This window comes from Micromonospora sp. NPDC093277, from assembly GCF_044765245.1.
In the GTDB taxonomy this organism is placed as follows: Bacteria; Actinomycetota; Actinomycetes; order Mycobacteriales; family Micromonosporaceae; genus Micromonospora.
This window is the reverse complement of sequence record NZ_JBIWJO010000008.1, coordinates 278,505-302,863: the sequence shown is the minus strand read 5'-3', so window position 1 is coordinate 302,863 and position 24,359 is coordinate 278,505. Positions and strand designations below refer to the sequence as shown.

The window sequence follows — 24,359 nt, the reverse complement described above, 5'->3', positions numbered from 1 at the left end:
ATGTCCGTGCTGACCTGCCGCGGATTGCGCAAGGAGTTCGGCGGCCAGGTGGTGCTCGACGGGCTCGACCTGACCGTCGCGGAGCACCAGGTGGTGGCGCTGATCGGGGCCTCCGGCTCGGGCAAGTCGACGCTGCTGCGCTGCGTCAACCTGCTCGAGGAACTGGACGACGGCGTCATCGAGCTGGACGGGAAGGACATCTCCGACCCCCGGGTCGACCCCGACCTGGTCCGCCGCCGAATCGGCATGGTCTTCCAGTCGTACAACCTCTTCCCGCACCTGACCGTGCTGCAGAACATCACCCTGGCACCGCGCCGGGTGCACCGGCGGGCCCGCGCGGAGGCCGAGGCCCAGGCTCGGGAGCTGCTCGACCGGGTGGGGTTGGGCGAGAAGGCGGACGCGTACCCGGATCGGCTCTCCGGCGGGCAGCAGCAGCGGGTGGCCATCGTCCGGGCGCTGGCCAACTCCCCCCGGCTGATGCTGCTGGACGAGGTCACCTCGGCACTCGACCCGGAGCTGGTGGGCGAGGTGTTGACGTTGATCCGCGAGCTGAAGACCGACGGGATGACCATGGTGCTGGCCACCCACGAGATGGGGTTCGCCCGCGAGGTCGCCGACCAGGTCTGCTTCCTCGACGGGGGCCGGGTGGTGGAGGCCGGGCCACCGGCACAGGTGCTCGGCGAGCCGACCCAGCCGCGTACCCGGCAGTTCCTCAGCCGGATCATCGAGGCCGGCCGGCTCTGACGCGGCCTGCTCGGGCTACTCGCCCCCGGGTGGCACCGCCGCCTGCTTGATCAACTCCACTTGCGGCAAGTTGTGGTCAAACCCGAGGACGAGACCACGACTTGCCGCATACCGAGCCGATCAAGCCCAGGAACGCTGACAGCCGACGGACGGACACCGGTGGAACGAGGGTCAGGCGAAACCGACGCGGTGGCCGTTGGCGGCGTCGAGGCCACGGATCGCCAGGGCGGCGTCCAGGGCCGCCACGGTGGCCGCCCAGCCCTTGTCCTCCGCCGAGCCGGGCAGCCCGGCCCGGTCCCGAGCCTGCTCGATGGTGTCCACCGTGAGCACCCCGTGCGCCACCGGCTTGCCCTCGTCCAGCGCGATCCGGGTCAGCCCCTCGGTCACCGCCTTGCAGACGTAGTCGAAGTGGGCCGTCGCACCCCGGACCACCACGCCGAGCGCGACCACCACGTCGTACCGGCGGGCCATCGCCTGGGCCACCACGGGCAGCTCCACCGAGCCGGCCACCCGGGCCACCACGGACCGCGCACCGCTCGCCTCGGCGGCGGCCACCGCCCGGTCGACCATGTGGTCGGTGAGGTCGCCGTGCCAGCGCGCCGCCACGATGCCGACGGTCAGCCCGGCCGCGTCAACCGGGGTGACGCCCGGTTCCCCGAAACCCGCCATCGCTATGCTCCGATCTCGTCGTCGGCGACCGGGCGGCCCATCGGCGCCTCGGTCACCTCGTCCAGCCCCTCCAGGAGGTGGCCCATCCGGTCCCGCTTGGTCCGCAGGTAGCGCACGTTCTCCGGGTTCGACCGGACGGGCAGCCCCTCGCGGCCGCTCACCGTGAGGCCGTACCCCTCCAGGCCGGCCCGCTTGGCCGGGTTGTTGGTCAGCAGCCGCATCGAGCGGACGCCGAGGTCGTAGAGGATCTGCGCACCGGTGCCGTAGTCCCGCGCGTCGGCGGGCAGACCCAGGTCGAGGTTCGCGTCCACGGTGTCCCGCCCCTGGTCCTGGAGCTGGTACGCCTGGAGCTTGTGCAGCAGCCCGATCCCCCGCCCCTCGTGCCCGCGCACATAGAGCACCACACCACGCCCCTCCTGGGCGACCCGGGCCAGGGCGGCCTGCAACTGTGGGCCGCAGTCGCAGCGCAGCGAGCCGAAGACGTCCCCGGTCAGGCACTCGGAGTGCACCCGGACCAGCACGTCCGCCCCGTCACCGAGGTCACCCATGACCAGGGCGACGTGCTCGGCCGGATCGTGCTCGCTGCGGTAGCCGAGCGCCCGGAACACCCCGTACGGGGTGGGCATCCGCGCCTCGGCGACCTGCTCCACCTGCTTCTCGGTGCGCCGCCGGTACGCGATCAGGTCAGCGATGGTGATCAGCGTCAGCCCGTGCTCGGCGCAGAACTTCTCCAGGTCCGGCAGGCGCATCATGGTGCCGTCGTCGTTGACCAGCTCGCAGAGCACCCCGGCCGGGCGCAGTCCGGCCAGCCGGGTCAGGTCCACGGCCGCCTCGGTATGTCCCGGCCGGCGCAGCACCCCGCCCGCCCGGGCCCGCAGCGGCACCACGTGCCCAGGACGGGCCAGGTCGGTCGGGTCGGTGCCTGCGTCGGCGAGCAGCCGGATGGTGTGCGACCGGTCGGCCGCCGAGATCCCGGTGCTGACCCCCTCCCGAGCGTCCACGGTCACCGTGTACGCGGTGCCCCGCCGGTCCTGGTTGGTGTGGTGCATCGGGGGCAGGTCCAGCCGGTCGCACTCGCTCTCGGTGAGCGGCACGCAGATGTAGCCCGAGGTGTAGCGGACCATGAAGGCGACCAGCTCCGGGGTGGCCAGCTCGGCCGCGAAGATCAGGTCGCCCTCGTTCTCCCGGTCCTCGTCGTCGACCACGACGACGGGCCGGCCAGCGGCCATGTCCGCCACCGCCTGCTCGATGGAACCGAACCTCGTGCTCATGCCGGCACTCCGCTTCGCTCCGTGCCACCATGAGGCACCAAAAGACTGACCCTGATGATTCGCTCACTGCGCTCGCTCATGCGACCGCCTCCGAGTAGATCGGGGTGCGGGCGGGCGCGGGGGCGCGGGAGGTACGCCACCAGGCGACCAGCCCGGCGGCGCAGAACCCGCCGTAGACCAGGTACATGGCGGCCGACGGATAGAAACCGCCGCGCAGCAGCAGCGGCACACCGACCGCGTCGACCGCGATCCAGACCAGCCAGAACTCCACCCAGCCACGGGCCATGCCGTACGTGGCGAGCAGGCTGCCGACCAGGATCCAGGCGTCCGGCAACGGCCCCCACGAGCCGAGCGCGGCCAGCACCGGATACGCGGCCGCGGTGCCGAGCACCGCGACGGCGAGCAGGCCGAGCCGCTCCCGGCCGGTGGCCCAGCGCGGGGTGACCGCCGGCTGCTCCGCACCGCCGGCACGCCGGTTACGTGACCAGCGCCACCAGCCGTACACGCTCACCGCGAAGAAGAAGACCTGCCGGCCGGCCTGGCCGTAGAGGTCGTGGGCCTGCGGGGTGGCGAAGGCGCCGCCGAGGAACACGGTGAACAGCAGCGCGTTGCCGATCATGCCGATGGGCCAGGCCCAGACCAGCCGGCGCAGCCCGAACAGCGCGGAACCCAGACCGAAGACGTTGCCGACGATCTCCCGGACCAGCACCGGCGAACCGGCGACCTGGAGCTGGGCGTCGAGCAGCCAGCGCAGCGGGCCCATCAGCGATCACCGCCCGGGCCGGTGGCGCGCTCGCCGAGCATCCGCTCGACGTATTTGGCCAGCACATCCACCTCGAGGTTGACCGGGTCGCCGACGCCCTTCGCGCCGAGGGTGGTGAGCTTGAGGGTGGTGGGGATCAGCCCGACGGCGAACCAGTCGTCGCCGACCCCGGCGACGGTCAGCGACACGCCGTCGACGGTGATCGAGCCCTTCTCCACCACGTACCGGGACAGCCCGGCGGGCAGCCGGAAACGGACCGTCTCCCACTGCGCGGCCGGCTCCCGGGAGAGGATCTCACCGACCCCGTCGACGTGCCCCTGCACCAGGTGCCCACCGAGCCGGCTGTTCAACGCGGCGGCCCGCTCCAGGTTGACCGGGTCGCCCGGACGCAACGCGCCGAGCGCGGTACGGCGCAGGGTCTCCCCCATCACGTCGGCGGTGAACACTCCGCCGTCGACGTCGACCACGGTCAGACAGACCCCGTTGACGGCGATGGAGTCGCCGTGCCGGGCGTCGGAGGTGACCAGCGGGCCGCGGACGGCGACCAGCGCGGAGTCGCCCGCGGTCTCGGCGGTCCGGACGATCTCGCCCAGTTCCTCGACGATGCCGGTGAACATGTCAGGCCTCTCTCTTCCGGGGCAGCGCGGTGATCCGCAGGTCGGGGCCGACCTGCGTGACGTCGGTGAGCTCCAGGTCGATGACGTCGGCGATGGTGGTGATGCCGGCGTCGAGCAGCGCGGTCGGGCCGGCGCCGAGCAGCTTCGGCGCGACGTACCCGACGACCTTGTCGACCAGGCCGGCGGCGAGGAACGCGCCGGCCAGCCGGGGGCCGCCCTCCAGCAGGGCGGCCCGGACGCCGCGGTGGTGCAGCTCCGCGAGCAGCGCCGGCAGGTCGACCCGGCCGTCCGGGTCGGCGCCGACCTCGGCGGCGGTGGCGATCCAGGTCCGGGCGGCGCCGTCGCGGACCCGGGCGTCGGCCGGGGTACGCCCCGAGCTGTCCACCACCACCCGCAGCGGCTGCCGGATGGCCAGCGTGCCGTCGCGCAGGTTGCGGGCGGTGAGCCGGGGGTCGTCGGCGAGCACGGTGCCCACTCCGGCGATCACCGCGTCGACGGTGCCACGCAGGGCGTGCACGTCGATCCGGGCTGCCTCCGAGGTGATCCACATACTGGTGCCGTCGGCGGCGGCGGAACGCCCGTCGAGGGTGGCGGCGTACTTCCAGATCACATACGGCCAGCCGCGGCGCATCGAGGTGAGCCAGGCGACGTTGCCGGCCTCGGCCTCCTCGGCGCGTACCCCGACCTCGACCTCGACCCCGGCGGCGCGCAGGGTGGCAGCGCCGCCGGACGCGACCGGATTGGGGTCGCCCACGGCGACCACCACCCGGGCGACCCCGGCCGCGATGAGCGCGTGGCTGCAGGGCCCGGTGCGGCCGGTGTGGTCGCAGGGTTCCAGGGTGACCACGGCGGTGCCGCCCTTGGCCCGCTTGCCGGCCTGTGCGAGGGCGACGATCTCGGCGTGCGGGCCGCCCGCGTACGCGTGGAACCCCTCGCCGGCGATCTCGCCGTCCGCGTCGAGCAGCACGCAGCCGACCACCGGGTTGGGGCTGGTGGTGCCGAGACCGCGGGCGGCCAGGGTGATCGCGCGGCGCATCGCCTCGTCGACGGAGACGCTCGCCATCGCCTGTCCCTGCCCTCTCGCTCGCCGGTCGCGCGGGCGAGGCTGGGAGGTTACGGCACGGATGCCGCGGACACGCGACGGCGGAGACCCGGGGACGGCGGCGCCGACCCCGAGAAGCCCAGGCGACGGCTGACAACGCCAGCGGCCGGCAGGGCCTCCCCGTCCCGCGCGCTGTCTCCCATCCGGACTGTCTGGGGGCGGACGAGCCGCACCCCAACCGTCGGCCCCGGATTCTCACCAGGTCCACCTTCAGGCCGAAGCCGTCCGGGTCGCGGGCTTACCACGGTCGGACCGTGGATCACCGCCGGTTCGGAATTTCACCGAGCCCCGCCAGCGCGTGGTGGGTATACCGAAAGTCTTACACGGCAAGCGGGGGGCAGCGCCAGAGACGCGAGCTACCTCACAGCGAGGAATGCCCGGTTCAGGTGACCCCGCGCCGGCGGTCGACCGCGACGTACGACCCGGGCTGGCTCTTGGCGACCGTCTTCATCTCGGAGGCGACGGCGATCGCCTCCAGCGGGCTGGTGAGGCGCTTGCCGGAGTCGGAGAGGGAGACCCCGATGGAGAGGGTGACCAGGGCGGCCCGCCTGATGTTGCCCCGCCGGTCCTTCAGCTCGACGAAGCCGCGTTCCCGGTCGGTGGGGTCGTAGAGGGCGTCGGCGGCCTTCTCGAAGTCGACCACCGACCGGCTGGTCAGCGGCCGGACCTGGTTGGGGGCGCAGACGATGACGAAGTCGTCGCCGCCGACGTGGCCGAGGAACGCCGGCGGCAGGCCGATCGACACCACCGCCCGGTGCAGGCTGCGGGCCAGGGCGGAGATGAACTCGTCGCCCCGGACGAAGCCGTACCGGTCGTTGACGCTCTTGAACCGGTCGATGTCGATGTATCCGACGGCGTAGTCGACCCCGCTGCGCACCCGGTCGCTGATCTCCCGCCGGATCCGGCTGTTGCCCGGCAACCCGGTCAGCGGGGAGACCTCGCGGAACTCCTTGTTGCGGCGCAGCGTGGAGCTGACCCGGGCGACCAGCTCGGCGGTGTCGAAGGGTTTCACCAGGTAGTCGTCGGCGCCGGCGCTGAGGCCGTTGACCTTGTCCACGGTCATGCCCTTGGCGGTCAGCATGATCACCGGCAACGCCGAGGTCATCGGGTCGGCGCGCAGCCGGCGGGTCAGCTCCAGTCCGTCGATGCGGGGCATCATCAGGTCGACCACGGCCAGGTCCGGCCGGTGCCGCTCGATCACCTCGAGCGCTTCCTGGCCGTCTGCGGCGTGCAGCACCTCGAAGCCGTGCAGGCGCAGGTTGAACTCGACGAATCGCGCGATGTCCTCGTCGTCGTCGACGACCAGGACGACGTCGGGTTGCTCGTCGGCCGGGTCCACGTCAGCCGCCAAGGGCCGCACGTTCCGCCAGGCCCCGCAGGCGGCGTACCGCCTCGGCGGGGTCGTCGGCGCCGTAGACCGCGGTGCCGGCGACGAAGGCGTCCGCGCCCGCCGCGGCGGCCTGCTCGATGGTGTCGGCGGCGATCCCCCCGTCGACCTCGATCCGCAGCTCCAGGTGGCCGCTGTCCACGTGTCGTCGGGCGGCGCGTACCTTGTCCAGCAGCTGCGGGATGAACCGTTGCCCGCCGAAGCCGGCCTTGATCGTCATGATCAGCAGCGTGTCGAAGCTGGGCAGCAGCTCCAGGTACGGCTCGATCGGGGTGTCCCGGTCGATCGCCAGCCCCGCCTTCGCCCCGGCCGAGCGGAGGTCCTTGGCGAGCGCCACCGGATCGTCGCACGCCTCGGCGTGGAAGGTGACGTTGTAGGCCCCGGCGTCGGCGTACCCGGGGGCCCAGCGCCGCGGGTCCTCGATCATGAGGTGCACGTCGAAGGGCAGCTCGGTCGCCGCGCGCAGGCTCTGCACCACCGGCAGCCCGATGGTCAGGTTCGGCACGAAGTGGTTGTCCATGACGTCGACGTGCAACCAGTCGGCGGCGTGCTCGACGGCACGGACCTCGTCGGCGAGGTGGGCGAAATCGGCGGCCAGGATGCTCGGCGCGACGATCGGCGGCGGTACGGTCACCGGGCCAGTGTACGAACGCCGCCGTTCGCCGTCGGAGGCACGGCACCGGCGAGGACTCGCTGTGATCCGGCCGTGACCCCGGCACCGAACCGGCTACCGGCCCCGGCGCTCCGCGCCGAGCGCTCCCCCTTCACCGGAGCCCGGTGCCGTATGCTCCACCGCCGTGGCGTGAGGTGTCGACAAGGGCCCCTTCCTGTCGCCTCGGGTGGAGAAGGATCCCCTTCTCACCAGCACCCAGCGGCCGCCACCACTGTCGACGGGGAGGTCGGTACGCGATGCGGCGATGGTGGACAGCGGCTGCTGTGGGCGCGACGGCGGCGCTGGCGCTGGCCGGGTGCGGCGCCCCGGGCGGGGTGGACGGGGACCTGACCGACGACTGGGCCGCCTTCCCGGCCGTCAAGACCTTCGTGCCGGAGGCCGGGGTCTGCCACCTCACGATCCAGGACGTCGGATACTTCAGCGGATACGACCCGCTCGACTGCACCGCGTCGCACCGCGCCGAGACGCTGCACGTGGGCACGCTGACCGGTGCGGACGCCGACCGGGGTGCTCCCCCGAAGGCCGGGTCGACCGGGATACGGGCCGCGCACGCCGAGTGCGACCGAGAGGTCAGCAAGGCCGTCGGCGCCGACTGGCGCTCGGGACGGCTGCAGCTCATGATCGTCTTCCCGTCGCCCCAGGGCTGGACCGGCGGGGCCCGCTGGTTCCGCTGCGACCTCTCCGAGGTGGTCAGCCTGGAGGACAACGGCACCCACGAGCGCAGCGCCAGCCTGCGAAACGCCCTGGCGCCGGGATCCCCGCTGGCGCTCGGCTGCTTCGACCCGAAGCTGGACAAGGACGATATCGAAGAGATGCGACCGGTCGGGTGCACCGCGAAGCACAAGGCGGAGTTCGTCGGGGTGTCCCCCTTCCCCGACATCACCTACGCCGAGTTCCAGCGCACTCCAAAGCGTACGCACGAGGCGTGCCTGTCGGTGATCGCGAAGTACGTCAAGGTGCCGGACAACAGGGACATGGGGTACCGGTCGGGCACGATCTACTACTCCCCGGCCGAGGAGGAGTGGAATGACGGCAACCGCGGTGTGCAGTGCTTCCTCTGGCTGTCGGACCGGACGCTGACCCGCTCGCTCAAGGGCGCCGGCAGCAAGGGCCTGCCGGTCCGCTGACCGGGACCGGGTGGGGCCGCCGCTGCCGGTCGGCCCCACCCGGTCTGCGGCCGCTCAGCCGACCTGCAGCGTCACGTCGTCGATGACGAAGCTGGTCTGCAACAACGCGTCCTCCACGCCGGTCCACTTCAGGGTCACCGTCTGCCCGGTGTACGCGGTCAGGTCGAAGCTGCGCTGCGTGTAGCCGGTGGCGGCGTTGAGGTTCGAGTACGTCGCCAGCGTGGTCGTGCCCACCTGGACGGTCAGCTTGTCGTACGCCGTCGACGAGGTGGTTTCCGCGGTGTCGATGTGCAGCCAGAACGCCAGGGTGTAACTGGTGCACCCGGTGGGCAGGGTCACTGACTGCGACAGCGTGTCGGTGTGCGAGCTGCCGTACCCGTCCAGCCACGCCTTGTACGAGCCGGTCCGCGCCGGCTGGCCCTGGGCGCTGGTGATCACGCCTGAGGTCGCTGTCCAGGGCGAGGTGCCGGCCTCGAAGCCGCCGTTGCCGATGAGCTGCCCGCCGGTGCAGCCGCCGGTGCCGGTCACGGTGAGGCTGTAGGTGGTGCTGCGGGTGGTCGACCCGGTGCCGGTGACCGTGATGGCGTACGTCCCCGTGGCGGCCGTCGCCGAGGCGCTGACCGTCATGGTGGCCGAGCCGCCCGAGGTGACCGAGGACGGGCTGAACAACACGGTCACCCCGCTGGGCGCGCCGGTGGCGGAGAGGCTGACGGTCTGGGCGCTGCCGCTGGTGGTGGCGGTGTTGACGGTCGCGGTGGTGGCGCCGCCCCGGGCCACGCTGCCCGAGGTCGGGCTCACCGAGACGGAGAAGTCGTTGGTCGGGGTGCCGCCGACCGCGAGCTGCCAGATCGCGTACGCGACGCCGTCCGCGGCCCGGTCGAGGATGGTCGCGTTGATGTTGCCGGTGGTGTCGCAGGCCTTGTGGTAGCAGGAGTCGTACGCCGTTGCGGCGGTGCCGCCCCACTTGCTGGCCTGGGCGGACGTCTTGGTGTAGCTGGCGCCCGCCGCGTAGCCGGAAGTGGGGATGCCGGCGTTGGCGAACGAGTAGTCGTCGGAGCGGCCCTGCCCCTCGGTGTTCTCCTCCGGTTGGAGGCCCAGCGAGTCCCAGTACGCCTTCAGGGGCGCGGCGGTGGTCGAGGTGACCCGGTTGATGAAGTAGCCGCCGTTGGGCGAGGCGACCATGTCGAAGTTGTAGTACGCCTTGAGGTAGCTCTTCTGGGTGGCGCTCAGCGAGTTGACGTAGAACTTCGAGCCCTGCAGGCCCTGCTCCTCGCCGTTCCACCAGGCGAACCGGACCCGCTGGGTCATGGTCGGCTTCTGCTGCGCCAGCACCAGGGCGTTCTCCAGCAGGGTGGCCGAGCCGGAACCGTTGTCGTTGATACCCGGGCCGGCGGCGACGCTGTCCAGGTGGGCGCCGAACATCACAACCTGGTCGGCCGGGCCCTGCGGCCACTCGGCGATCAGGTTGCTCGCCGGGTAGGTGCAGGTGGTGCAGGTCTGCTCGGTGACGCTGTAGCCGGCGGCCTGGAGCTTGGATTTCACGTAGCTCACCGAGGCGGTGTAGCCGGCCGAGCCGGCCCGCCGGGTGCCGCCGTTGCTGGTGGCGATGGTGTTGAACTGGGTCAGGTGGGCCTGCACGTTGGTCACCGAGATGTCCGGTGCGGCCAGGGCCGCCGCGGCGACGGCGGCGATCGGAGCGGCGGAGGCAGGGGTGGCGCCCAGGACCGCCGTCACGGCGGTGAAGAGGGCGAGCGCGAGGCCCGCGGTCGGGGTGCGGCGTCTCATGCGGACTCCTCGTGGGGGTCGGCGGGGTGTTGCGGGGCGGCGTGGCGCGACCGGTGCTCGGGTGGAGCCCGGCATCGACGAAACCACGATCGAGACACTCACATGCATCGATCAACGAAGTCAACGAGCCGCCACATCCCACGTGCCCCCTCCCCCCGCCGAGATGCCCACCCCCCGGCCACCCCGCCTCACCCCCCACCTCGCTGATCAAGGAGTTCGCGTCGCAGCGCGACGATTTCCCGACGCAAACTTCTTGATCAACTTGCCGGAGGGGTGCGGGCGGGGGGGGGTGGGTGGTGGGGGATCAGGTTCGGCGTAGGAGGGCCAGGAACATGGCGTCGGTGCCGTGGCGCTGCGGCCACAGCTGCACCGTGGGGCCGTCCCCGAGCCCCGGCATGCCGGCCGGCAGCAACGGCCGGGCGTCGACGAAGTCGATCGGGAAGCCGGCGCGGCGGGACGCCTCGGTCACCGTCACGTGCGTCTCCACGATGTGTGGGGAACAGGTGACGTACGCGACCAGCCCGCCGGGCCGAACCGCGCGCAACGCCGCGGTGAGCAGCTCCCGCTGCAGGCGGGTCAGCGGCGGCAGGTCCGACGGCTGGCGGCGCCAGCGGGACTCCGGCCGGCGGCGCAGCGAGCCGAGCCCGGTGCACGGGGCGTCGACCAGCACCCGGTCGAAGTGCCCCTCCGGCAGCTTCGGGTCGGCGCCGACCGTCCGCCCATCGATATTCAGCACGTTCACCGGCAGGCCCCGGGTGGCCTGGGCGACCAGCCGGGCCCGGTGCTCGGCGACCTCGACCGCGGTGAGCCGGGCGTCGCGCTGGGCGGCGAGCGCGCCGAGCAGGCCGGCCTTGCCACCCGGGCCGGCGCACAGATCCAGCCAGCGGCCGTCCGGGCCGTCCAGCGGCGCGGTCGCGAGGACGTTCGCCACCAGCTGGGAGCCCTCGTCCTGGACGTGGGCGCGCCCCTCGGCCACCGCCGACAGCTCCCCCGGCGCGCCGCCGGACAGATAGACCGCGTATGGCGAGAAGGCACCCGGGGCGCCGCCGACCTCGTCGGCCAGTTCCACCGGGTCGGCCAGGCCAGGGCGGGCACACAGGTGCACGGGCGGGCGCTCGTTGTCCTCGATCAGCAGACGCGCCGTCTCGCCCAGATCACCCCCGAGCGCCTCCGCGAACGCCCGGACGATCCACTGCGGATGGCTGTACGCCAGCGCCAGATGGCCGATCGGGTCGGTCTCCGCCGACGGGGCGAGCTTGGCCACCCAGCCGTCGATGTCGCGGGTCGCCACCTCGCGGAGCACCGCGTTGGCGAAGCCGGTGGCCCCGGGGCCGACGATCCGGACCAGGTCCACGGTGGAGGAGACCGCCGCGTGCGGCGGCACCCGGGTGTGCAGCAGCTGGTACGCCCCGAGCCGCAGCGCGTCCCGTACCGGCGGGTCGATCCGCTGCACGTCCCGGCCGGCCGCGTCGGTGATGATCGCGTCCAGGGTGCCGGTGTGCCGCAGCGAGCCGTAGGTCAGCTCGGTGGCGAACGCGGCGTCCCGCCCGGTCAGCCCCTCGTCGCGCAGCATCGACGGCAGCACCAGATTGGCGTACGCGTCGTCCCGATGCACCGCCGCGATCGCCTGGTACGCGACGTGCCGGGGCAGGTCGACGGCGGGCCGCCCGGGACGGCGGTCACCGAAGCGCCCCTCCCGCCCCGGCCGGCCGGGGCGCTCTCCGCGGCCGGGCCGGCCCTCGCGGGACCGCTCGGCGCCGCGCCCGCCACCGAACCGACCGGTGTCGTCGGCGCGCGGGCCGGACCCGTACCGGGAGCCACGCCCGGCGGCACGCTCGCCGTCCCGGGGGCCATGGGCGTCCCGGCGATCGGCCGAACCGTCACGCGGGCCGTCGGTGGGGAAGCGGTCACCCCTGGGTTCGGACGGCCCCGTCACGCGAACACCTCACCGGCGGCGACCCGGGCGCCCCGCGCCCAGTCACTCGCCGACATGGCCTTCTTGCCGGCCGCCCGCACCTCGCCGAGGCACACCGGGGCGGTGGCGGTGCCCGCCAGCACCCGGGACTTCTCGATCAGCAGCTCGCCGGGCTTCAGCTCGGGGCCGTCGGCCAGCGGGGTGACGGGACCGAGCTTCACCCGGTCGCCGCGGAACGTGGTCCACGGACCGGGCGCCGGGGTGCAGGCGCGGACCCGCCGGTCCACCGCGAACGCCGGGTCGGTCCAGCGGATCCGGGCGTCCTCGACGGTCAGCTTGGGCGCGAGCGACACCCCGTCGGCGGGCTGCGGCACGGCGCGGGCGCCCCCGGCCTCGAGCGCGTCCAGGACGGCCACCAGCAGGCCGGCACCCGACCGGGCGAGCCGGTCCAGCAGGTCCCCGGAGGTGTCGGTGCCGCGGATCTCGTCGGTGACCGTGCCGTACACCGGGCCGGTGTCCAGCCCTTCCTCCAGCTGGAAGACGCTGGCCCCGGTCAGCTCGTCGCCGTGCAGCACGGAGTGCTGCACGGGGGCCGCTCCGCGCCAGGCCGGCAGCAGCGAGAAGTGCAGGTTGATCCAGCCGTGCCGGGGGATCTCCAGCGCCACCGGCGGCACCAGCGCGCCGTACGCGACCACCGGCACGCAGTCCGGTGCCAGCTCGCGGAGCCGGTCCAGGAACTCGGGCTCGCGGGGCTTCGCCGGGGTGAGCACCTCGACGCCGTGCGCGTCGGCCCACGCGCCGACCGGGGAACGGACCAGACCCCGGCCGCGCCCGGCCGGGGCGTCGGGACGGGTGACCACGGCCAGCAGCTCGTGGCCGGACGCGGCGATGGCGTCCAGGGCGGGGACGGCGACGGCCGGCGTGCCGGCGAAGACCAGACGCAACCGGCTCACCGCCCCAGGCCGAACGGGCTGCCGGCGGCGTGCGGGCTGAGCTTGACGGTCGGCGGGGCGTCCGGGTCGTACCACTCGGCCTGGCGGATCGCCTTCATGGCCTCCTTGCGGCCGGCCGGATCCAGCCGGTCGACGAAGAGGACCCCGTCGAGGTGGTCGGTCTCGTGCTGGACGCAGCGGGCCATCAGCCCGGTGCCGACGATCTGCAGCGGGTCGCCGTGACCGGTGAAGCCCTTGGCGATGACGTTCTGCCGGCGCTTGGTGTCGAAGTAGAGCCCGGGGATGGACAGGCAGCCCTCCGGGCCGTCCTGCTCCTCCTCGTCGGGAAACTCCAGCACCGGGTTGACCAGGTGTCCGACGATGTCGTCCACGTCGAAGGTGAACACCCGCAGGCCCACTCCGAGCTGCGGCGCGGCCAGGCCGGCCCCGCCCCGGTCGCGCATCGTGTCGGTCAGGTCGGCGATCAGCCTGCGCAGCTCGGCGTCGAAGTCGACCACCGGGTCGGCCGGCGTGCGCAGCACCGGGTCTCCGAACAGACGGATGGGCTGGACGGTCACGCGGGGTGGCTCCTTGTCTGGGACGAGTGCTGTCGTAACAGTCTACGGAGTCGCCCCCGCCGCCCCGGTCGGCGTACCGCGATCAGTGCGCGACGACACGTCACCGCCGGCGATATCACCGACGGTGATGGGAAGGGTGGCGCGGCCCCGCAGGGTGAGCCGGACCGCCGGTCTGCCCGGGTCAGGCGTTGGCGCCCGGCTCCCCCGCGAGCACCGCGTCGCCACCGAGCAGGGCGTGCTCGGGCAGCGGGAGCTGGATGCCGTGCGCGGCCGCCCAGTCGTGGATCACGCTGGGGCGGGCCTGGGCGGCGAAGTAGTCGATCGCGCTCATCCCGCCGACCACCGGTTCGTCCACCTCGCCGACCAGCCTGGCGGGGACCAGCGGGAAGCCGCTCTGCAGGGCGGCGCTGAGCCGCCGGTGGCCGTCCACCACGAAGAAGTACTCACCGGTGTAGCCGATGGTCAGCGGGGGCAGGGCCTCGTCACCCGCCTCGGCCACATCACCCACGAACTCGGAGTCCCAGAGGCCCCGGAGGGTGGCGATGTCCTCGGTCGGGTAGATCCGGGCCGGGTCGAGCAGCAGCAGCGGCACGCCCTCGCGCAGCACCTCGGCGCCGAGCCGCTCCTGGAAGACGTCGATGACGTGCTGGATCACCTGCTCCGGGGCGGCCCGGGTGGTGTCGCAGACCAGGTCGTAGTTGCGCAGCCGGGCCTTGTCGACGCCGTACCGGACGATGAACCGGCCGCGCTCGCTCTCGCTGCGCTCCTTGAGCTTGGTCCGGGCCTCCTCCAACGAGGTGTAGCTCTCGGCCGGGCCGGACGGGCGGGCGAGCACCCGCCGGGCCGCCTCGGACGGCTCGGTGATCATGTGCACCTTGAGCGCGTCGGTGAAGAAATGCCAGGCCAGCCGGGAATCCATCACCAGCCGCTCGCCGGAGGCGGCGATGTCCCGCTGGAGCTGGTCGACGTACCCGTCGACGGCCTGGTCGAGCTCCGCGTGCAGGTTGAGCTGCAGGGCGGTCATCTGCCGCTCCTGGGCCATCTGCCGGTAGAGGTCGCCGACGCTGACCCGGCGCAGCCCCAGCCGCTTGGCGATCTCGACGGAAACGGTGCTCTTGCCGCTGCCGAGGTCACCGTTGAAGACGATCGATTGACGAACGGTCACGAGTGGTCCACCCCTGCTCACCGGCTGGTTGACATCATCGATTCGGTGCCGGCTCGACGTGCTGCCGCCTGGCTCTCGGCCAGCCTCCGGCAACTCCAGCCCGGCGCGTCTGGCGCCGCGCCGCGACCTGGAATCATCGTGCGTCCGGGCATGACGGGCGATGTTATCACGCGGTCTCCACCCATTTGCCGGACGAGGTGTGCGACGACGTGTTGGTCAGCGGGGCCGGGTGCCGGGCCGGCCAACAGCGCCCGCACGGATCGACGACGCCGGGACGGTCAGAAGAGGCTGAGCGGGTCGACCTGGAGCCGGACCGGGTCGGCGGCCTTGCGGGCGCTACGCTGCCCGGCTGCCGCGTGCAGCGCCTCGGCCAGGGCGGCGGCGCGGGCCCGGGGAACCCGGACCAGCATCCGCTCCCGGCCCTCATCGGCGGGAACCGGGCCGAGCACCTCGGCGTCGGCGGGCAGCCGGGCCCCGGCGAGCAGATCCGACACCGCTTCCGCCGGGCCGGTAACGCTGGCCATCCGGACCGCCGGTGGGAAGCCCAGTTCACGCCGTTCGGCCAGCTCCCTGGCGGCGAACCAGGCCGCGTCCCAACGCAGCAGCGCCTGCACCGGCGCGAGGCCGCCGTCGGCGACCACCACCACCCGGCCGCCCGCCGCGCCGGGCCGGGCCAGCGCGACCGCGGCCAGCCAGCGGCGCAGCGCCTCCTCCCCGGCCCGCAGGTCGGCCCGGGTGAGCAGGGCCCACGAGTCGAGCAGCAGGACCGCCCCGTACCCACCGTCGGCCATCGGTTCCGCGCCCGGCGTGGCGATCACCAGGCCGGCCCCGCCCGGCACCGCGCCCAGCACCTCGTCCCGTCCGGAGGTACGAACCGGCACGCCGGGGAAGGCCCGGCCCAACTCCTCCGCGGTACGCCGGGCGCCGGTGACCGAGGCGCGCAGCCGCCGCCCCCCGCACTCCGGGCAGGCGTACGCGGCGGCACCCCGGCCGCACCAGCGGCAGGCCGGCAGGCCATCGGCGGCGGGCAGGGCGAGGGGCCCGGCGCAGTGCGGGCAACGGGCCGGCGTACGGCAGTCGGCGCACGCGATCGAGGGCAGATAGCCGCGCCGGGGCACCTGCACCAGCACCGGCAGGTCGGCGCGGAGCGCATCCCGGGCGGTGGTCCAGGCCAGGCTGGGCAGCCGGGCGGAGGCCGCCCCGGGGTCGCGGGCCAGGTGTGGGTCGTCCCCGGTCGGCGCGATCGCCGGCATCCGGGCCCGTACGGTCACCCGGTCGGCGACCACCTCCCGGGCCCAGCGGGTCTCCACCAGCAGCTGCGCCTCGGCGGTGCGGGCGTACCCGCCGACCAGGGCGGCCGTCTCGCCGAGCTGGGCCCGGGTGAGCAGCACGTCCCGGGCGTGCGGATACGGCGCCCGAGGCTCGGCGTGCAGGTCGTCGCCGTCATCCCAGATGGCGACGAGGCCGAGCCGGTCGACCGGGGCGAACATCGCCGCCCGGGTGCCGATCACCACGGGCACGTCGCCACGCCGGGCGGCGAGGAAAGCCCGGTACCGGCGGGCCGGACCGAGCGCGGCGGAGAGGCAGACGTGCCGTCCCGCCCCGAGGACGCCGGTCAGGGCGGCATCGAGGCGTTCCAGGTCCCGAGCGTCGGCCACCACGACGACCGCGCCCCGGCGACCCGCCACCACGGCGGCGACCGCGTCGGCGTACCGGGCGGCCCAGTCCTCGCCGGGCAGGGCCGACCAGACCGCGCGGGGCGCCCGGCCGTCGGCGAGCGCGTGCAGGAGGGCCGGCCCGGCCGGATAGTCCCGCCACCCACGCGGGTCCACCGGCGCGCCGGGGTCGGTGCCGTCCGACGGAGCGGTGACCGTCCGCTCGGCATCGTCCGCCGGTGCGGCGGGGTCCGCGTCGTCCGGCGGCGCGGCGGTGAGTTCCTTCTCCGCCCTGGCATGCCGGGGCGGTACGGCCAGCCGGAGCACGTCGGCGAGGCTGCCGGCGTACCGGTCGGCGACCGCCCTGGCCAGCCGGGCCACCTCGGGCGCGAGCACCGGCACCGGGGAGACGACCTTCTCCAGGTAGCGGGGGCGGGGGTGGTCGGACTCCGCGACGCGTTCCAACAGCCAGCCGTCGACCAGCTGGCCGGCGAAGCGCACCTTCACCCGCACCCCGGGCAGCGCCTGGGCGTCCAGCTCGGCCGGAACCAGGTAGTCGAACGGGCGGTCGAGATGGGCCAGGGGCAGGTCCACGCAGACACGAGCGACCGGCGACCCCTCGGCGGGCCGCCGGTCGCCGCGCCTGGTTCCGGTCAGGCTCCCGCGGCCGACTTGAGGTCGGCGGCCCGGTCGGTGCTCTCCCAGGTCAGGTCCGTCAGTTCCCGGCCGAAGTGGCCGTACGCGGCGGTCTGCTGGTAGATCGGGCGGAGCAGGTTGAGGTCCCGGATGATCGCGGCCGGGCGCAGGTCGAACACCTCGGCGACGGCCTTCTCGATCGAGGCGACCGGCACCGTCTCGGTGCCGAAGGTCTCGATGAAGAGGCTCACCGGGTGCGCCTTGCCGATCGCGTACGCGACCTGTGCCTCGCACCGCTCGGCCAGGCCGGCGGCGACCACGTTCTTGGCCACCCAGCGCATCGCGTACGCGGCGGAGCGGTCCACCTTGGACGGGTCCTTGCCGGAGAACGCGCCACCACCGTGGCGGGCGTACCCGCCGTAGGTGTCGACGATGATCTTCCGGCCGGTGAGGCCGGCGTCGCCCATCGGCCCGCCGATCTCGAACCGCCCGGTCGGGTTGACCAGCAGCCGGTAGCCGTCGGTCTCCAGGCCGAGGCCCTCCAGCTCCGGAGTGATCACGTGGTCGCGGATGTCCGGGGTGAGCAGCGAGTCGAGCGAGATGTCCGCGGCGTGCTGGCTGGAGACCACGACCGTGTCGAGCCGGACCGGGCGCAGCCCGTCGTACTCGACGGTCACCTGGGTCTTGCCGTCCGGCCGCAGGTACGGGACGGAGCCGTCCTTGCGCACCGCGGCGAGGCGCCGGGCCAGCCGGTGGGCGAGCGCGATCGGCAGCGGCATCAGCTCGGGCGTCTCGGAGCAGGCGAAGCCGAACATCATGCCCTGGTCGCCGGCGCCCTGCGCGTCCAGCGCGCTCTCCGACGAACCGGTACGCAGCTCGAACGCGTTGTCGACACCCTGGGCGATGTCCGGCGACTGGGAGCCGATGGAGACGCTGACGCCGCAGGACGCGCCGTCGAAGCCCTTCTTCGACGAGTCGTACCCGATGCCGAGGATGGTCTCCCGGACGATGGTCGGAATGTCGGCGTACGCCTTCGTGGTGACCTCGCCGGCGACGTGCACCTGGCCGGTGGTGATCAGGGTCTCGACGGCGACACGGCTGTGCGGGTCCTGGGCGAGCAACGCGTCGAGAATGCCGTCACTGATCTGGTCGGCGATCTTGTCCGGGTGGCCTTCCGTGACCGATTCGGACGTGAAGAGACGTGTCACGGCACTCCTAAGGATGTGAAAACTTCTGGAAAAGTCGCTCGGCGGCAGTTTAGTCACCGCGTTCCCAGCGTGCTCCCCGGAACGGAAGGTGCCAACCGTCGGGATTGCCCCATCAGCCGAGCGTGTACGAGGTCCCAGACAGCGTCGGCCAGGTCCTCCTTGGGCTGCTCGGGCAGCCGGTGCACCGAACCGTCCGCACCGATCACGGTCGCGGCGTTGGTCTCGGCGCCGAAGACCTTGTCCACGCCGACCTCGTTGATCACGATGAGGTCCGCCCGTTTCCGGGCGAGCTTGGCCCGGCCGTTGGTCTCGGCGTCGCCGGTCTCGGCGGCGAAGACCACCAGCACCTGCCCGGGCCGCCGGCGCTGCCCCAGCTCGGCGGCGATGTCCGGGTTGGTGACCAGTTCGATGGTCGGCGCGCTGCCGTCCTCCGCCTTCTTGATCTTTCCCGGAGCGTAGCTGGCCGGGCGGAAGTCGGCGGGGGCCGCGGCCATCACCACGACGTCCGCCTCGGCGGCCGCCTCCAGGGTCGCGGTGCGCAGTTCCTCGGTGGTGCCCACCCGGACCAGGTCCGCCCCGGCCGGGTCGGCGAGCGCGACGTTGGCCGAGACCAGGGTGACCCGGGCGCCCCGGGCGACGGCGGCGCGGGCGAACGCGTACCCCTGCTTGCCGGACGAGCGGTTGCCCAGGAAGCGCACCGGGTCGAGCGGCTCCCGGGTGCCGCCGGCGGTGACCACCACGCGTCGGCCAGTCAGATCGGCCGGGGCGTCGACGCCCCGGGCCAGGGCCCGGCGGGCGACCGCGAAGATCTCCGCCGGGTCGGGCAGCCGGCCCTTGCCGGTGTCCTTACCGGTGAGCCGACCGACGGCGGGCTCGACCACCCGGACTCCCCGGGACCGCAGGGTCGCGACGTTGGCGATGGTCGCCGGGTGTTCCCACATCTCGGTGTGCATGGCCGGGGCGAGCACGACCGGGCAGCGGGCGGTCAGCAGGGTGTTGGTGAGCAGGTCGTCGGCGAGGCCGTGGGCGGCCTTGGCGAGCAGGTCGGCGGTTGCCGGGGCCACGACGACCAGGTCGGCGTGCTGGCCGAGGCGGACGTGTGGCACCTCGTGCACGTCCGACCAGACGTCGTCGGCGACCGGCTGGCCCGAGAGCGCGGCCCAGGTCGGCGCCCCGACGAAGCGGAGCGCCGACGCGGTCGGCACGACCCGGACCCGGTGGCCCGACTCGGTGAAGAGCCGGAGCAGCTCACACGCCTTGTAGGCGGCGATGCCGCCGCCGACCCCAAGAACGATCTCGGCGGACATCGACGCGGACGGGGATTACGGCTGGTCGGTCGGCTCGGCGGTGAGCAGGCCCGCGTTGATCTCGCGCATGGCGATGGAGAGCGGCTTCTCCTGCGGGGTCGTCTCCACGAGCGGGCCGACGTACTCCAGCAGGCCCTCACCGAGCTGGCTGTAGTAGGCGTTGACCTGGCGCGCGCGCTTGGCGGCGAAGATCACCAGAGCGTACTTCGAGGTCGTCTTCTCGAGGAGCTCGTCGATCGGCGGGTTGGTGATGCCCTCGGGGTTGGTGGCGATGGATCCCACGAATTACCTCTGCGTCTCGTACACCGCCCGGGGGCGGTGGTCTCTCAACCGCTCGGGTGCGGTTGGGCCGGAGCCAGGAAGGAAGAACCGAGCAAGCCTACCAGCTCCTCCGCCGCACGCTCCGTGCGGTCGTGCACCACGGCGTGTACGAAGGCGGCCGCGACGGCCGGATCCGGCCGGTACGACGGCGGGGCGAGCAGCACCAGCTCCGCGTCCGGTACGGCGGCCCGGACGGCGAGCGCGCCGGGCAGGTCCAGCGGGAGCAGCACCGGCCGCCCGGCGGCGAGCCGGGCCCGGACGCCCGCCCGCGGCACGCCGCGCCGGTACGGTCCGATCCGGCACCACTCCAGCAACTCGTCGGCGGCGATCATCCGGTCGAACTCGGCCGGGTCGAGGAAGATCCGGTCGACGCCGTTCACCTCGCCGGGGCACGGCGGCCGGGTGGTGGCGGCCACCGGTACCCACAGAGACGGAAAGCGCGCCCGGACCCGCTCGACGACACTCTCCCTGCCGGCCCCGGAGGGACCGGCCAGGACAGTGAGCCGAGCCGCCGGGCGCGCCTCGTCATCCGTGCTCACCGCTTGTTTCTACATGCTGCGGCGTTCAGTTGGCGGCGAACTCTCCAAGCAGAGCCTTGCGCTGCTGCTCGCCCAGGCCACGCAGACGACGGCTGTCGGCGATCTTGAGCTTCTCCATGATCTGGGTAGCCCGGATCTTGCCGATGCCCGGCATCGCCTGGAGGACGGCCGACACCTTCAGCTTGCCGACGACGTCGTTGGACTCGGCCTGCTCAAGGACGGTGGCGAGGCTGGTCTTGCCCTGCTTGAGGTCCTCCTTCAGCTTGGCACGGGCCTTGCGGATCTCCGCGGCCTTCTCCAGCGCGGCAGCGCGCTGCTCGGGGGTCAATGACGGGAGCGGCACCAGTTCTCCTCAGGTCCCTAGCGCGGCGGGCGGTAGTTTCCGCCGCTTCTGTGAAACGTGGTGTCGCTGGCAACCAAAGGGGTCCGTGGTTCCCAGCGCGGGGAAAACTAGCGGTCAACGGAGTTTTCGGCAACGTGGACGCGCGAAGATCATCGCAAAGTGACCGAGCCGTCAGTCAGTCACGGACGGCCAGCGCGGCCCGGCAGTCGGCCAGCGCCCGCTCGGCGGCGGCCCGCAGGGCCGCCGGGTCCGGCCCGGCGTGCAGCACCTCCCGGGAGTACGACGGCAGCACCGAGGGCAGGCTGGAGCCGAACACGGTGCGCAGGTCCGCGGCCGTGGCGCCCTGCGCGCCCAGCCCCGGGGCGAGCAGTGGACCGTTCACTTCGGAGAGGTCGTGGCCGGTTTCACCGACCGTCGCGCCGACCACCAGACCGAAGCTGCCGAGCGGCTCGGCACCCCGGTTGAGCTGGGAAATCTCGTCAATGACGGTCTGCGCCACGGTCCGCCCGTCGGCCCCGACGGCACGCTGCACGGCGGCGCCCTCCGGGTTGGAGGTGAGCGCGAGGACGAAGACCCCGCCACCGTGCGCGGCGGCCAGCTCGAACATCGGCGCGAGCGAACCTACTCCCAGGTAGGGGCTCGCCGTCACCGCATCGGCATACAGCGGGCTGGATGGATCAAGGTACGCCGAGGCGTACGCGCTGACCGTCGAACCGATGTCGCCGCGCTTCGCGTCGAGGACAACGAGAGCTCCGGCATTTCGCAACTGTCGGATAGTTGACTCAAGCACCCCGATACCACGCGACCCGAAGCGCTCGAAGAAGGCCGACTGCGGCTTGACCACCGCGACCTGCTCACCGAGCGCCTCCACCACCGTCCGGCTGAACCGGTCGAGGCCCTCGACGTCGTCCGCGAGCCCCCAACGGGCCAGCAGCCCGGGATGCGGGTCGATACCCACGCAGAGCGGTCCCCGCTCGGCCACGGCCCGGTGCAGGCGGGCGCCGAAGCTCTCCATCGCGACTCTCCTTCTCCTCGCGCGGCGTCGCACCGCGGTCCGCGTCGACGGGCCCACGCCGTCGCCGTCCTGCCGCCCGTACGGGCGGCCCCGATCATGGTCTTCTGGCGCCTTCGTCATCCCGATCAGCGGCTCTTGTTCCCGACCGATCGGTGCGGAGCGGAGGCGGCGGGTGCCGCGGCGGGGATGACGGCTCAGCCGGCCTTGACCGCCGCCTCGACCCCGGCGACGATCCGCGCCACGTCCGCCGCGTCGGTGACGTACGGCGGCATGGTGTAGACGAGGTCGCGGAAAGGTCGCAGCCACACACCCTGCGCGACCGCGGCGGCGGTCGCCCGGGGAAGGTCCACCTCGTGGTCGAGCTGGACCACACCGATCGCGCCGAGCACCCGTACGTCGGCCACCCCGGGGGCGCCGCGCAACGGCTCCAGGCCGGCCCGCAGCCCCTCCTGGATCTCCGCCACCCGCCCGGCCCAGTTTCCGGCCCGCAGCAGGTCCAGGGAGGCGTTGGCGACCGCGCAGGCGAGCGGGTTGCCCATGAAGGTCGGACCGTGCGCCAGTACCCCGTCCGCCGAGATGCCCCGGGCGACCTCGGGGGTGCAGAGCGCGGCGGCCAGTGTCAGGTAACCGCCGGTGAGGGCCTTGCCGACGCAGAGCACGTCCGGGACGACCCCGGCATGCTCGGCGGCGAACATGGCGCCGGTCCGGCCGAAGCCGGTGGCGATCTCGTCGAAGATCAGCAGGATGCCGTGCGCCCGCGTCACCTCGCGCAGCACCCGCAGGTAGTGCGGATGGTGGAAGCGCATCCCGCCGGCGCCCTGCACCACCGGCTCCACGATCACCGCGGCCAGCTCGTCGGCGTGCCGCTCCACCGCGTCCACCAGGGCCGCCTCGTACGCCGGGTCGGGCGGGGTGTCGAAGCCGCCCGGCGGCACCGGCGCGAAGACCTGCCGGGGCAGCACGTCCCCCCAGAGGTGGTGCATGCCGCCCTCCGGGTCGCAGACGCTCATCGGGTGGAACGTGTCGCCGTGGTAGCCACCCCGCCAGGTGCCCAGCCGGTGCCGCTCCGGCCGCCCGGTGGCCCGCTGGTACTGCAGGCACATCTTCACCGCGACCTCGACGCTGACCGAGCCGGAGTCGGCCAGGAAGACGTGTTCCAGGCCGTCCGGAGCCAGCTCGACCAGGGTACGGGCCAGGCGTACCGCGGGCTCGTGGGTGAGGCCGCCGAACATCACGTGACTCATCCGGCCGAGCTGGTCGGTGACGGCGGCGTCCAGCACCGGGTGCCGGTAGCCGTGGATCGCCGCCCACCAGGACGACATCCCGTCGACCAACTCCCGGCCGTCGGCCAGTCGCAGCCGTACGCCCTCGGCGCTCTCCACCAGGTACGGCGGGCTGGCCGGCGGCAGCGCCGCGTACGGATGCCAGACGTGCCGGCGGTCGGCGGCGAGGATCTCCTCGGGTGTCACGGGCTCTCCTTGTCCTCGCGGGGGTGCGGCCCGCCCCGGGGCGGGCCGCCGCCGCTCAACGCTCGCCGGCGGCCGCCCGGGCGACCGACCGGACCAGGGCCGGGCCCCGGTAGATGAACCCGGTGTAGAGCTGGACCAGGCTCGCGCCGGCATCGAACAGCCGGGCGGCGTCGTCCGGGTCGACGACACCCCCGACGCCGACCACCGGCAGCCGGCCGCCGGTCTCCCGGTGCACGAAGGCGACCACCTCGCGGGCGCGCCCCGCCAGCGGACGACCGGACAGGCCGCCGCTCTCCCCGCCCCGCACCCGGTCGGCCACGGCGAGCCCGTCCCGGGCCAGGGTGGTGTTGGTGGCGATCACTCCGGCCGCGCCCCGGTCGAGGCAGACCTCCAGCAGCTCGGCGATGGCCGGTTCAGTGAGGTCGGGAGCGATCTTCACCAGCACCGGCTTCTCCCCCACCAGCGCCGCGAGCAGCGCGTCCAGGTGGGACCGGTCCTGCAGGGACCGCAGGCCCGGGGTGTTCGGCGAGGAGACGTTGATGGCGAAATAGTCCCCGTGCTCCCGCAGCGCCTGGTAGGACGCCACATAGTCCTCGACGGCCCCGTCCAGCGGGGTCACCTTGGACTTGCCGAGCGAGATGCCCAGGGGTACGCCGATCGGGCAGGGCAGCGCCGCGAGCCGGGCCGCCAGGGCCTCGGCGCCGGCGTTGTTGAAGCCCATCCGGTTGACCACGGCCTCGCTCTCGCGCAGCCGGAACAGTCGGGGCCGGGGATTGCCCGGTTGGGCGTGCGCGGTCACCGTGCCGACCTCGACGAAGCCGAAGCCGAGCGCCGGCCAGGCCGGCAACGCGACGCCGTTCTTGTCCATGCCGGCCGCCAACCCGACCGGGTTCGGGAAGTCCACCCCGAACACCCTGCGCGGCGCGGCCCGGAAGTACCGCGCCCGCAACGCTCCGAGCACCGCCGGCCGCCGGGACACCGAGGCCAACCGCGCCAACGTCCACTCGTGCGCCGCCTCCGCGTCCCCGTCCCCCACCCGGAACAGCCAGGGACGCATCACCCGCTCAAAGATCACGCCCGCCCTCCCCGGCACCGGCCGTTGATCATGAGGTTGTCGTCACGACACGCCGGGGCGGCC

At 73.3% G+C, this 24,359-nt stretch carries 23 protein-coding genes and 1 riboswitch; of the genes, 2 read left to right on the top strand and 21 right to left on the bottom strand.

Features of this window, described 5'->3' with window-relative positions:
- The gene (locus ACIRG9_RS20200; protein WP_402857748.1) at positions 1–744 is read left to right on the top strand and encodes an amino acid ABC transporter ATP-binding protein; all 744 of its coding nucleotides are present in this window, start codon (positions 1–3) and stop codon (positions 742–744) included.
- A 171-nt stretch (positions 745–915) separates the two neighbouring features.
- On the opposite strand, the gene ribH is transcribed toward ACIRG9_RS20200, so the two are convergent.
- The 7 genes from ribH to rpe all read right to left on the bottom strand — a co-directional run bounded on the left by ribH (position 916) and on the right by rpe (position 7,187).
- Positions 916–1,413: a 6,7-dimethyl-8-ribityllumazine synthase gene (ribH, locus tag ACIRG9_RS20195; RefSeq protein ID WP_402857745.1), complete on the bottom strand. Its 498-nt coding sequence runs from the start codon at positions 1,411–1,413 to the stop codon at positions 916–918.
- Positions 1,414–1,415: 2 nt separating this feature from the next.
- A complete protein-coding gene (locus tag ACIRG9_RS20190) occupies positions 1,416–2,684 on the bottom strand; it encodes a bifunctional 3,4-dihydroxy-2-butanone-4-phosphate synthase/GTP cyclohydrolase II (RefSeq protein WP_402857742.1) in 1,269 nt (422 codons plus the stop codon).
- Positions 2,685–2,760: 76 nt separating this feature from the next.
- Entirely contained in the window at positions 2,761–3,447 is a 687-nt protein-coding gene (gene pnuC / locus ACIRG9_RS20185) for a nicotinamide riboside transporter PnuC (protein WP_402857739.1), read from the bottom strand.
- Positions 3,447–4,064, bottom strand: a complete 618-nt coding sequence (locus ACIRG9_RS20180) for a riboflavin synthase (RefSeq protein ID WP_402857736.1) — start codon at positions 4,062–4,064, stop codon at positions 3,447–3,449. Before ACIRG9_RS20180 ends, pnuC begins: the two co-directional genes overlap by 1 nt.
- Position 4,065: 1 nt before the next feature.
- Positions 4,066–5,127, bottom strand: a complete 1,062-nt coding sequence (ribD, locus tag ACIRG9_RS20175) for a bifunctional diaminohydroxyphosphoribosylaminopyrimidine deaminase/5-amino-6-(5-phosphoribosylamino)uracil reductase RibD (protein ID WP_402857733.1) — start codon at positions 5,125–5,127, stop codon at positions 4,066–4,068.
- 166 nt (positions 5,128–5,293) lie between these two features.
- A riboswitch (FMN riboswitch) is annotated at positions 5,294–5,466 on the bottom strand.
- Positions 5,467–5,548: 82 nt separating this feature from the next.
- Entirely contained in the window at positions 5,549–6,526 is a 978-nt protein-coding gene (locus ACIRG9_RS20170) for a response regulator (RefSeq protein WP_402857730.1), read from the bottom strand.
- A complete protein-coding gene (gene rpe / locus ACIRG9_RS20165; RefSeq protein WP_402857727.1) occupies positions 6,507–7,187 on the bottom strand; it encodes a ribulose-phosphate 3-epimerase in 681 nt (226 codons plus the stop codon). Before rpe ends, ACIRG9_RS20170 begins: the two co-directional genes overlap by 20 nt.
- Before the next feature lie 275 nt (positions 7,188–7,462).
- Here rpe and ACIRG9_RS20160 point away from each other — a divergent pair, with 275 nt between their 5' ends.
- Entirely contained in the window at positions 7,463–8,353 is an 891-nt protein-coding gene (locus tag ACIRG9_RS20160; RefSeq protein ID WP_402857724.1) for a septum formation family protein, read from the top strand.
- Positions 8,354–8,407: 54 nt separating this feature from the next.
- Here ACIRG9_RS20160 and ACIRG9_RS20155 read toward each other — a convergent pair whose 3' ends face one another.
- The 14 genes from ACIRG9_RS20155 to ACIRG9_RS20090 all read right to left on the bottom strand — a co-directional run bounded on the left by ACIRG9_RS20155 (position 8,408) and on the right by ACIRG9_RS20090 (position 24,296).
- Positions 8,408–10,138, bottom strand: coding sequence for a M28 family peptidase (locus ACIRG9_RS20155; RefSeq protein ID WP_402857721.1), 1,731 nt, complete (start codon positions 10,136–10,138; stop codon positions 8,408–8,410).
- A 304-nt stretch (positions 10,139–10,442) separates the two neighbouring features.
- Entirely contained in the window at positions 10,443–12,074 is a 1,632-nt protein-coding gene (locus tag ACIRG9_RS20150; RefSeq protein WP_402857718.1) for a transcription antitermination factor NusB, read from the bottom strand.
- Positions 12,071–12,997: a methionyl-tRNA formyltransferase gene (gene fmt, locus ACIRG9_RS20145; RefSeq protein WP_402857933.1), complete on the bottom strand. Its 927-nt coding sequence runs from the start codon at positions 12,995–12,997 to the stop codon at positions 12,071–12,073. The genes ACIRG9_RS20150 and fmt overlap by 4 nt, the downstream gene beginning before the upstream one ends.
- Before the next feature lie 5 nt (positions 12,998–13,002).
- Complete coding sequence (def, locus tag ACIRG9_RS20140; RefSeq protein WP_402857715.1) at positions 13,003–13,563, bottom strand: peptide deformylase; 561 nt, start codon at positions 13,561–13,563, stop codon at positions 13,003–13,005.
- Between the two features lie 181 nt (positions 13,564–13,744).
- Positions 13,745–14,728: an AAA family ATPase gene (locus tag ACIRG9_RS20135; protein ID WP_402857713.1), complete on the bottom strand. Its 984-nt coding sequence runs from the start codon at positions 14,726–14,728 to the stop codon at positions 13,745–13,747.
- A gap of 278 nt (positions 14,729–15,006) precedes the next feature.
- Positions 15,007–16,977 carry a primosomal protein N' gene (locus tag ACIRG9_RS20130; protein WP_402857711.1) on the bottom strand — a complete coding sequence of 657 codons (1,971 nt, stop codon included), beginning with the start codon at positions 16,975–16,977 and terminating at the stop codon, positions 15,007–15,009.
- Between the two features lie 59 nt (positions 16,978–17,036).
- A complete protein-coding gene (gene metK / locus ACIRG9_RS20125; protein WP_402857708.1) occupies positions 17,037–18,227 on the bottom strand; it encodes a methionine adenosyltransferase in 1,191 nt (396 codons plus the stop codon).
- Positions 18,228–18,280: 53 nt separating this feature from the next.
- A complete protein-coding gene (coaBC, locus tag ACIRG9_RS20120) occupies positions 18,281–19,534 on the bottom strand; it encodes a bifunctional phosphopantothenoylcysteine decarboxylase/phosphopantothenate--cysteine ligase CoaBC (RefSeq protein WP_402857705.1) in 1,254 nt (417 codons plus the stop codon).
- Positions 19,535–19,549: 15 nt separating this feature from the next.
- Positions 19,550–19,816, bottom strand: coding sequence for a DNA-directed RNA polymerase subunit omega (gene rpoZ / locus ACIRG9_RS20115; protein ID WP_013285517.1), 267 nt, complete (start codon positions 19,814–19,816; stop codon positions 19,550–19,552).
- Positions 19,817–19,860: 44 nt separating this feature from the next.
- Positions 19,861–20,394: a guanylate kinase gene (locus ACIRG9_RS20110; protein ID WP_402857702.1), complete on the bottom strand. Its 534-nt coding sequence runs from the start codon at positions 20,392–20,394 to the stop codon at positions 19,861–19,863.
- 25 nt (positions 20,395–20,419) lie between these two features.
- On the bottom strand, positions 20,420–20,737 hold the full coding sequence (gene mihF / locus ACIRG9_RS20105; RefSeq protein WP_073835268.1) for an integration host factor, actinobacterial type: 318 nt from the start codon (positions 20,735–20,737) through the stop codon (positions 20,420–20,422).
- Positions 20,738–20,912: 175 nt separating this feature from the next.
- Positions 20,913–21,752, bottom strand: a complete 840-nt coding sequence (gene pyrF, locus ACIRG9_RS20100; protein WP_402857697.1) for an orotidine-5'-phosphate decarboxylase — start codon at positions 21,750–21,752, stop codon at positions 20,913–20,915.
- A 194-nt stretch (positions 21,753–21,946) separates the two neighbouring features.
- Positions 21,947–23,221 carry an adenosylmethionine--8-amino-7-oxononanoate transaminase gene (locus tag ACIRG9_RS20095; RefSeq protein ID WP_402857694.1) on the bottom strand — a complete coding sequence of 425 codons (1,275 nt, stop codon included), beginning with the start codon at positions 23,219–23,221 and terminating at the stop codon, positions 21,947–21,949.
- Between the two features lie 55 nt (positions 23,222–23,276).
- Positions 23,277–24,296 carry a quinone-dependent dihydroorotate dehydrogenase gene (locus tag ACIRG9_RS20090; RefSeq protein WP_402857692.1) on the bottom strand — a complete coding sequence of 340 codons (1,020 nt, stop codon included), beginning with the start codon at positions 24,294–24,296 and terminating at the stop codon, positions 23,277–23,279.
- Positions 24,297–24,359: the final 63 nt, after the last annotated feature.

Bases quoted from the DNA above. Each gene is read 5' to 3' on its own strand.
- ACIRG9_RS20200 (WP_402857748.1), top strand. From the start codon at position 1: ATGTCCGTGCTGACCTGCCGCGGATTGCGCAAGGAGTTCGGCGGCCAG.
- ribH (WP_402857745.1), bottom strand. From the start codon at position 1,413: ATGGCGGGTTTCGGGGAACCGGGCGTCACCCCGGTTGACGCGGCCGGG.
- ACIRG9_RS20190 (WP_402857742.1), bottom strand. From the start codon at position 2,684: ATGAGCACGAGGTTCGGTTCCATCGAGCAGGCGGTGGCGGACATGGCC.
- pnuC (WP_402857739.1), bottom strand. From the start codon at position 3,447: ATGGGCCCGCTGCGCTGGCTGCTCGACGCCCAGCTCCAGGTCGCCGGT.
- ACIRG9_RS20180 (WP_402857736.1), bottom strand. From the start codon at position 4,064: ATGTTCACCGGCATCGTCGAGGAACTGGGCGAGATCGTCCGGACCGCC.
- ribD (WP_402857733.1), bottom strand. From the start codon at position 5,127: ATGGCGAGCGTCTCCGTCGACGAGGCGATGCGCCGCGCGATCACCCTG.
- ACIRG9_RS20160 (WP_402857724.1), top strand. From the start codon at position 7,463: ATGCGGCGATGGTGGACAGCGGCTGCTGTGGGCGCGACGGCGGCGCTG.
- ACIRG9_RS20155 (WP_402857721.1), bottom strand. From the start codon at position 10,138: ATGAGACGCCGCACCCCGACCGCGGGCCTCGCGCTCGCCCTCTTCACC.
- coaBC (WP_402857705.1), bottom strand. From the start codon at position 19,534: ATGTCCGCCGAGATCGTTCTTGGGGTCGGCGGCGGCATCGCCGCCTAC.
- pyrF (WP_402857697.1), bottom strand. From the start codon at position 21,752: ATGGAGAGCTTCGGCGCCCGCCTGCACCGGGCCGTGGCCGAGCGGGGA.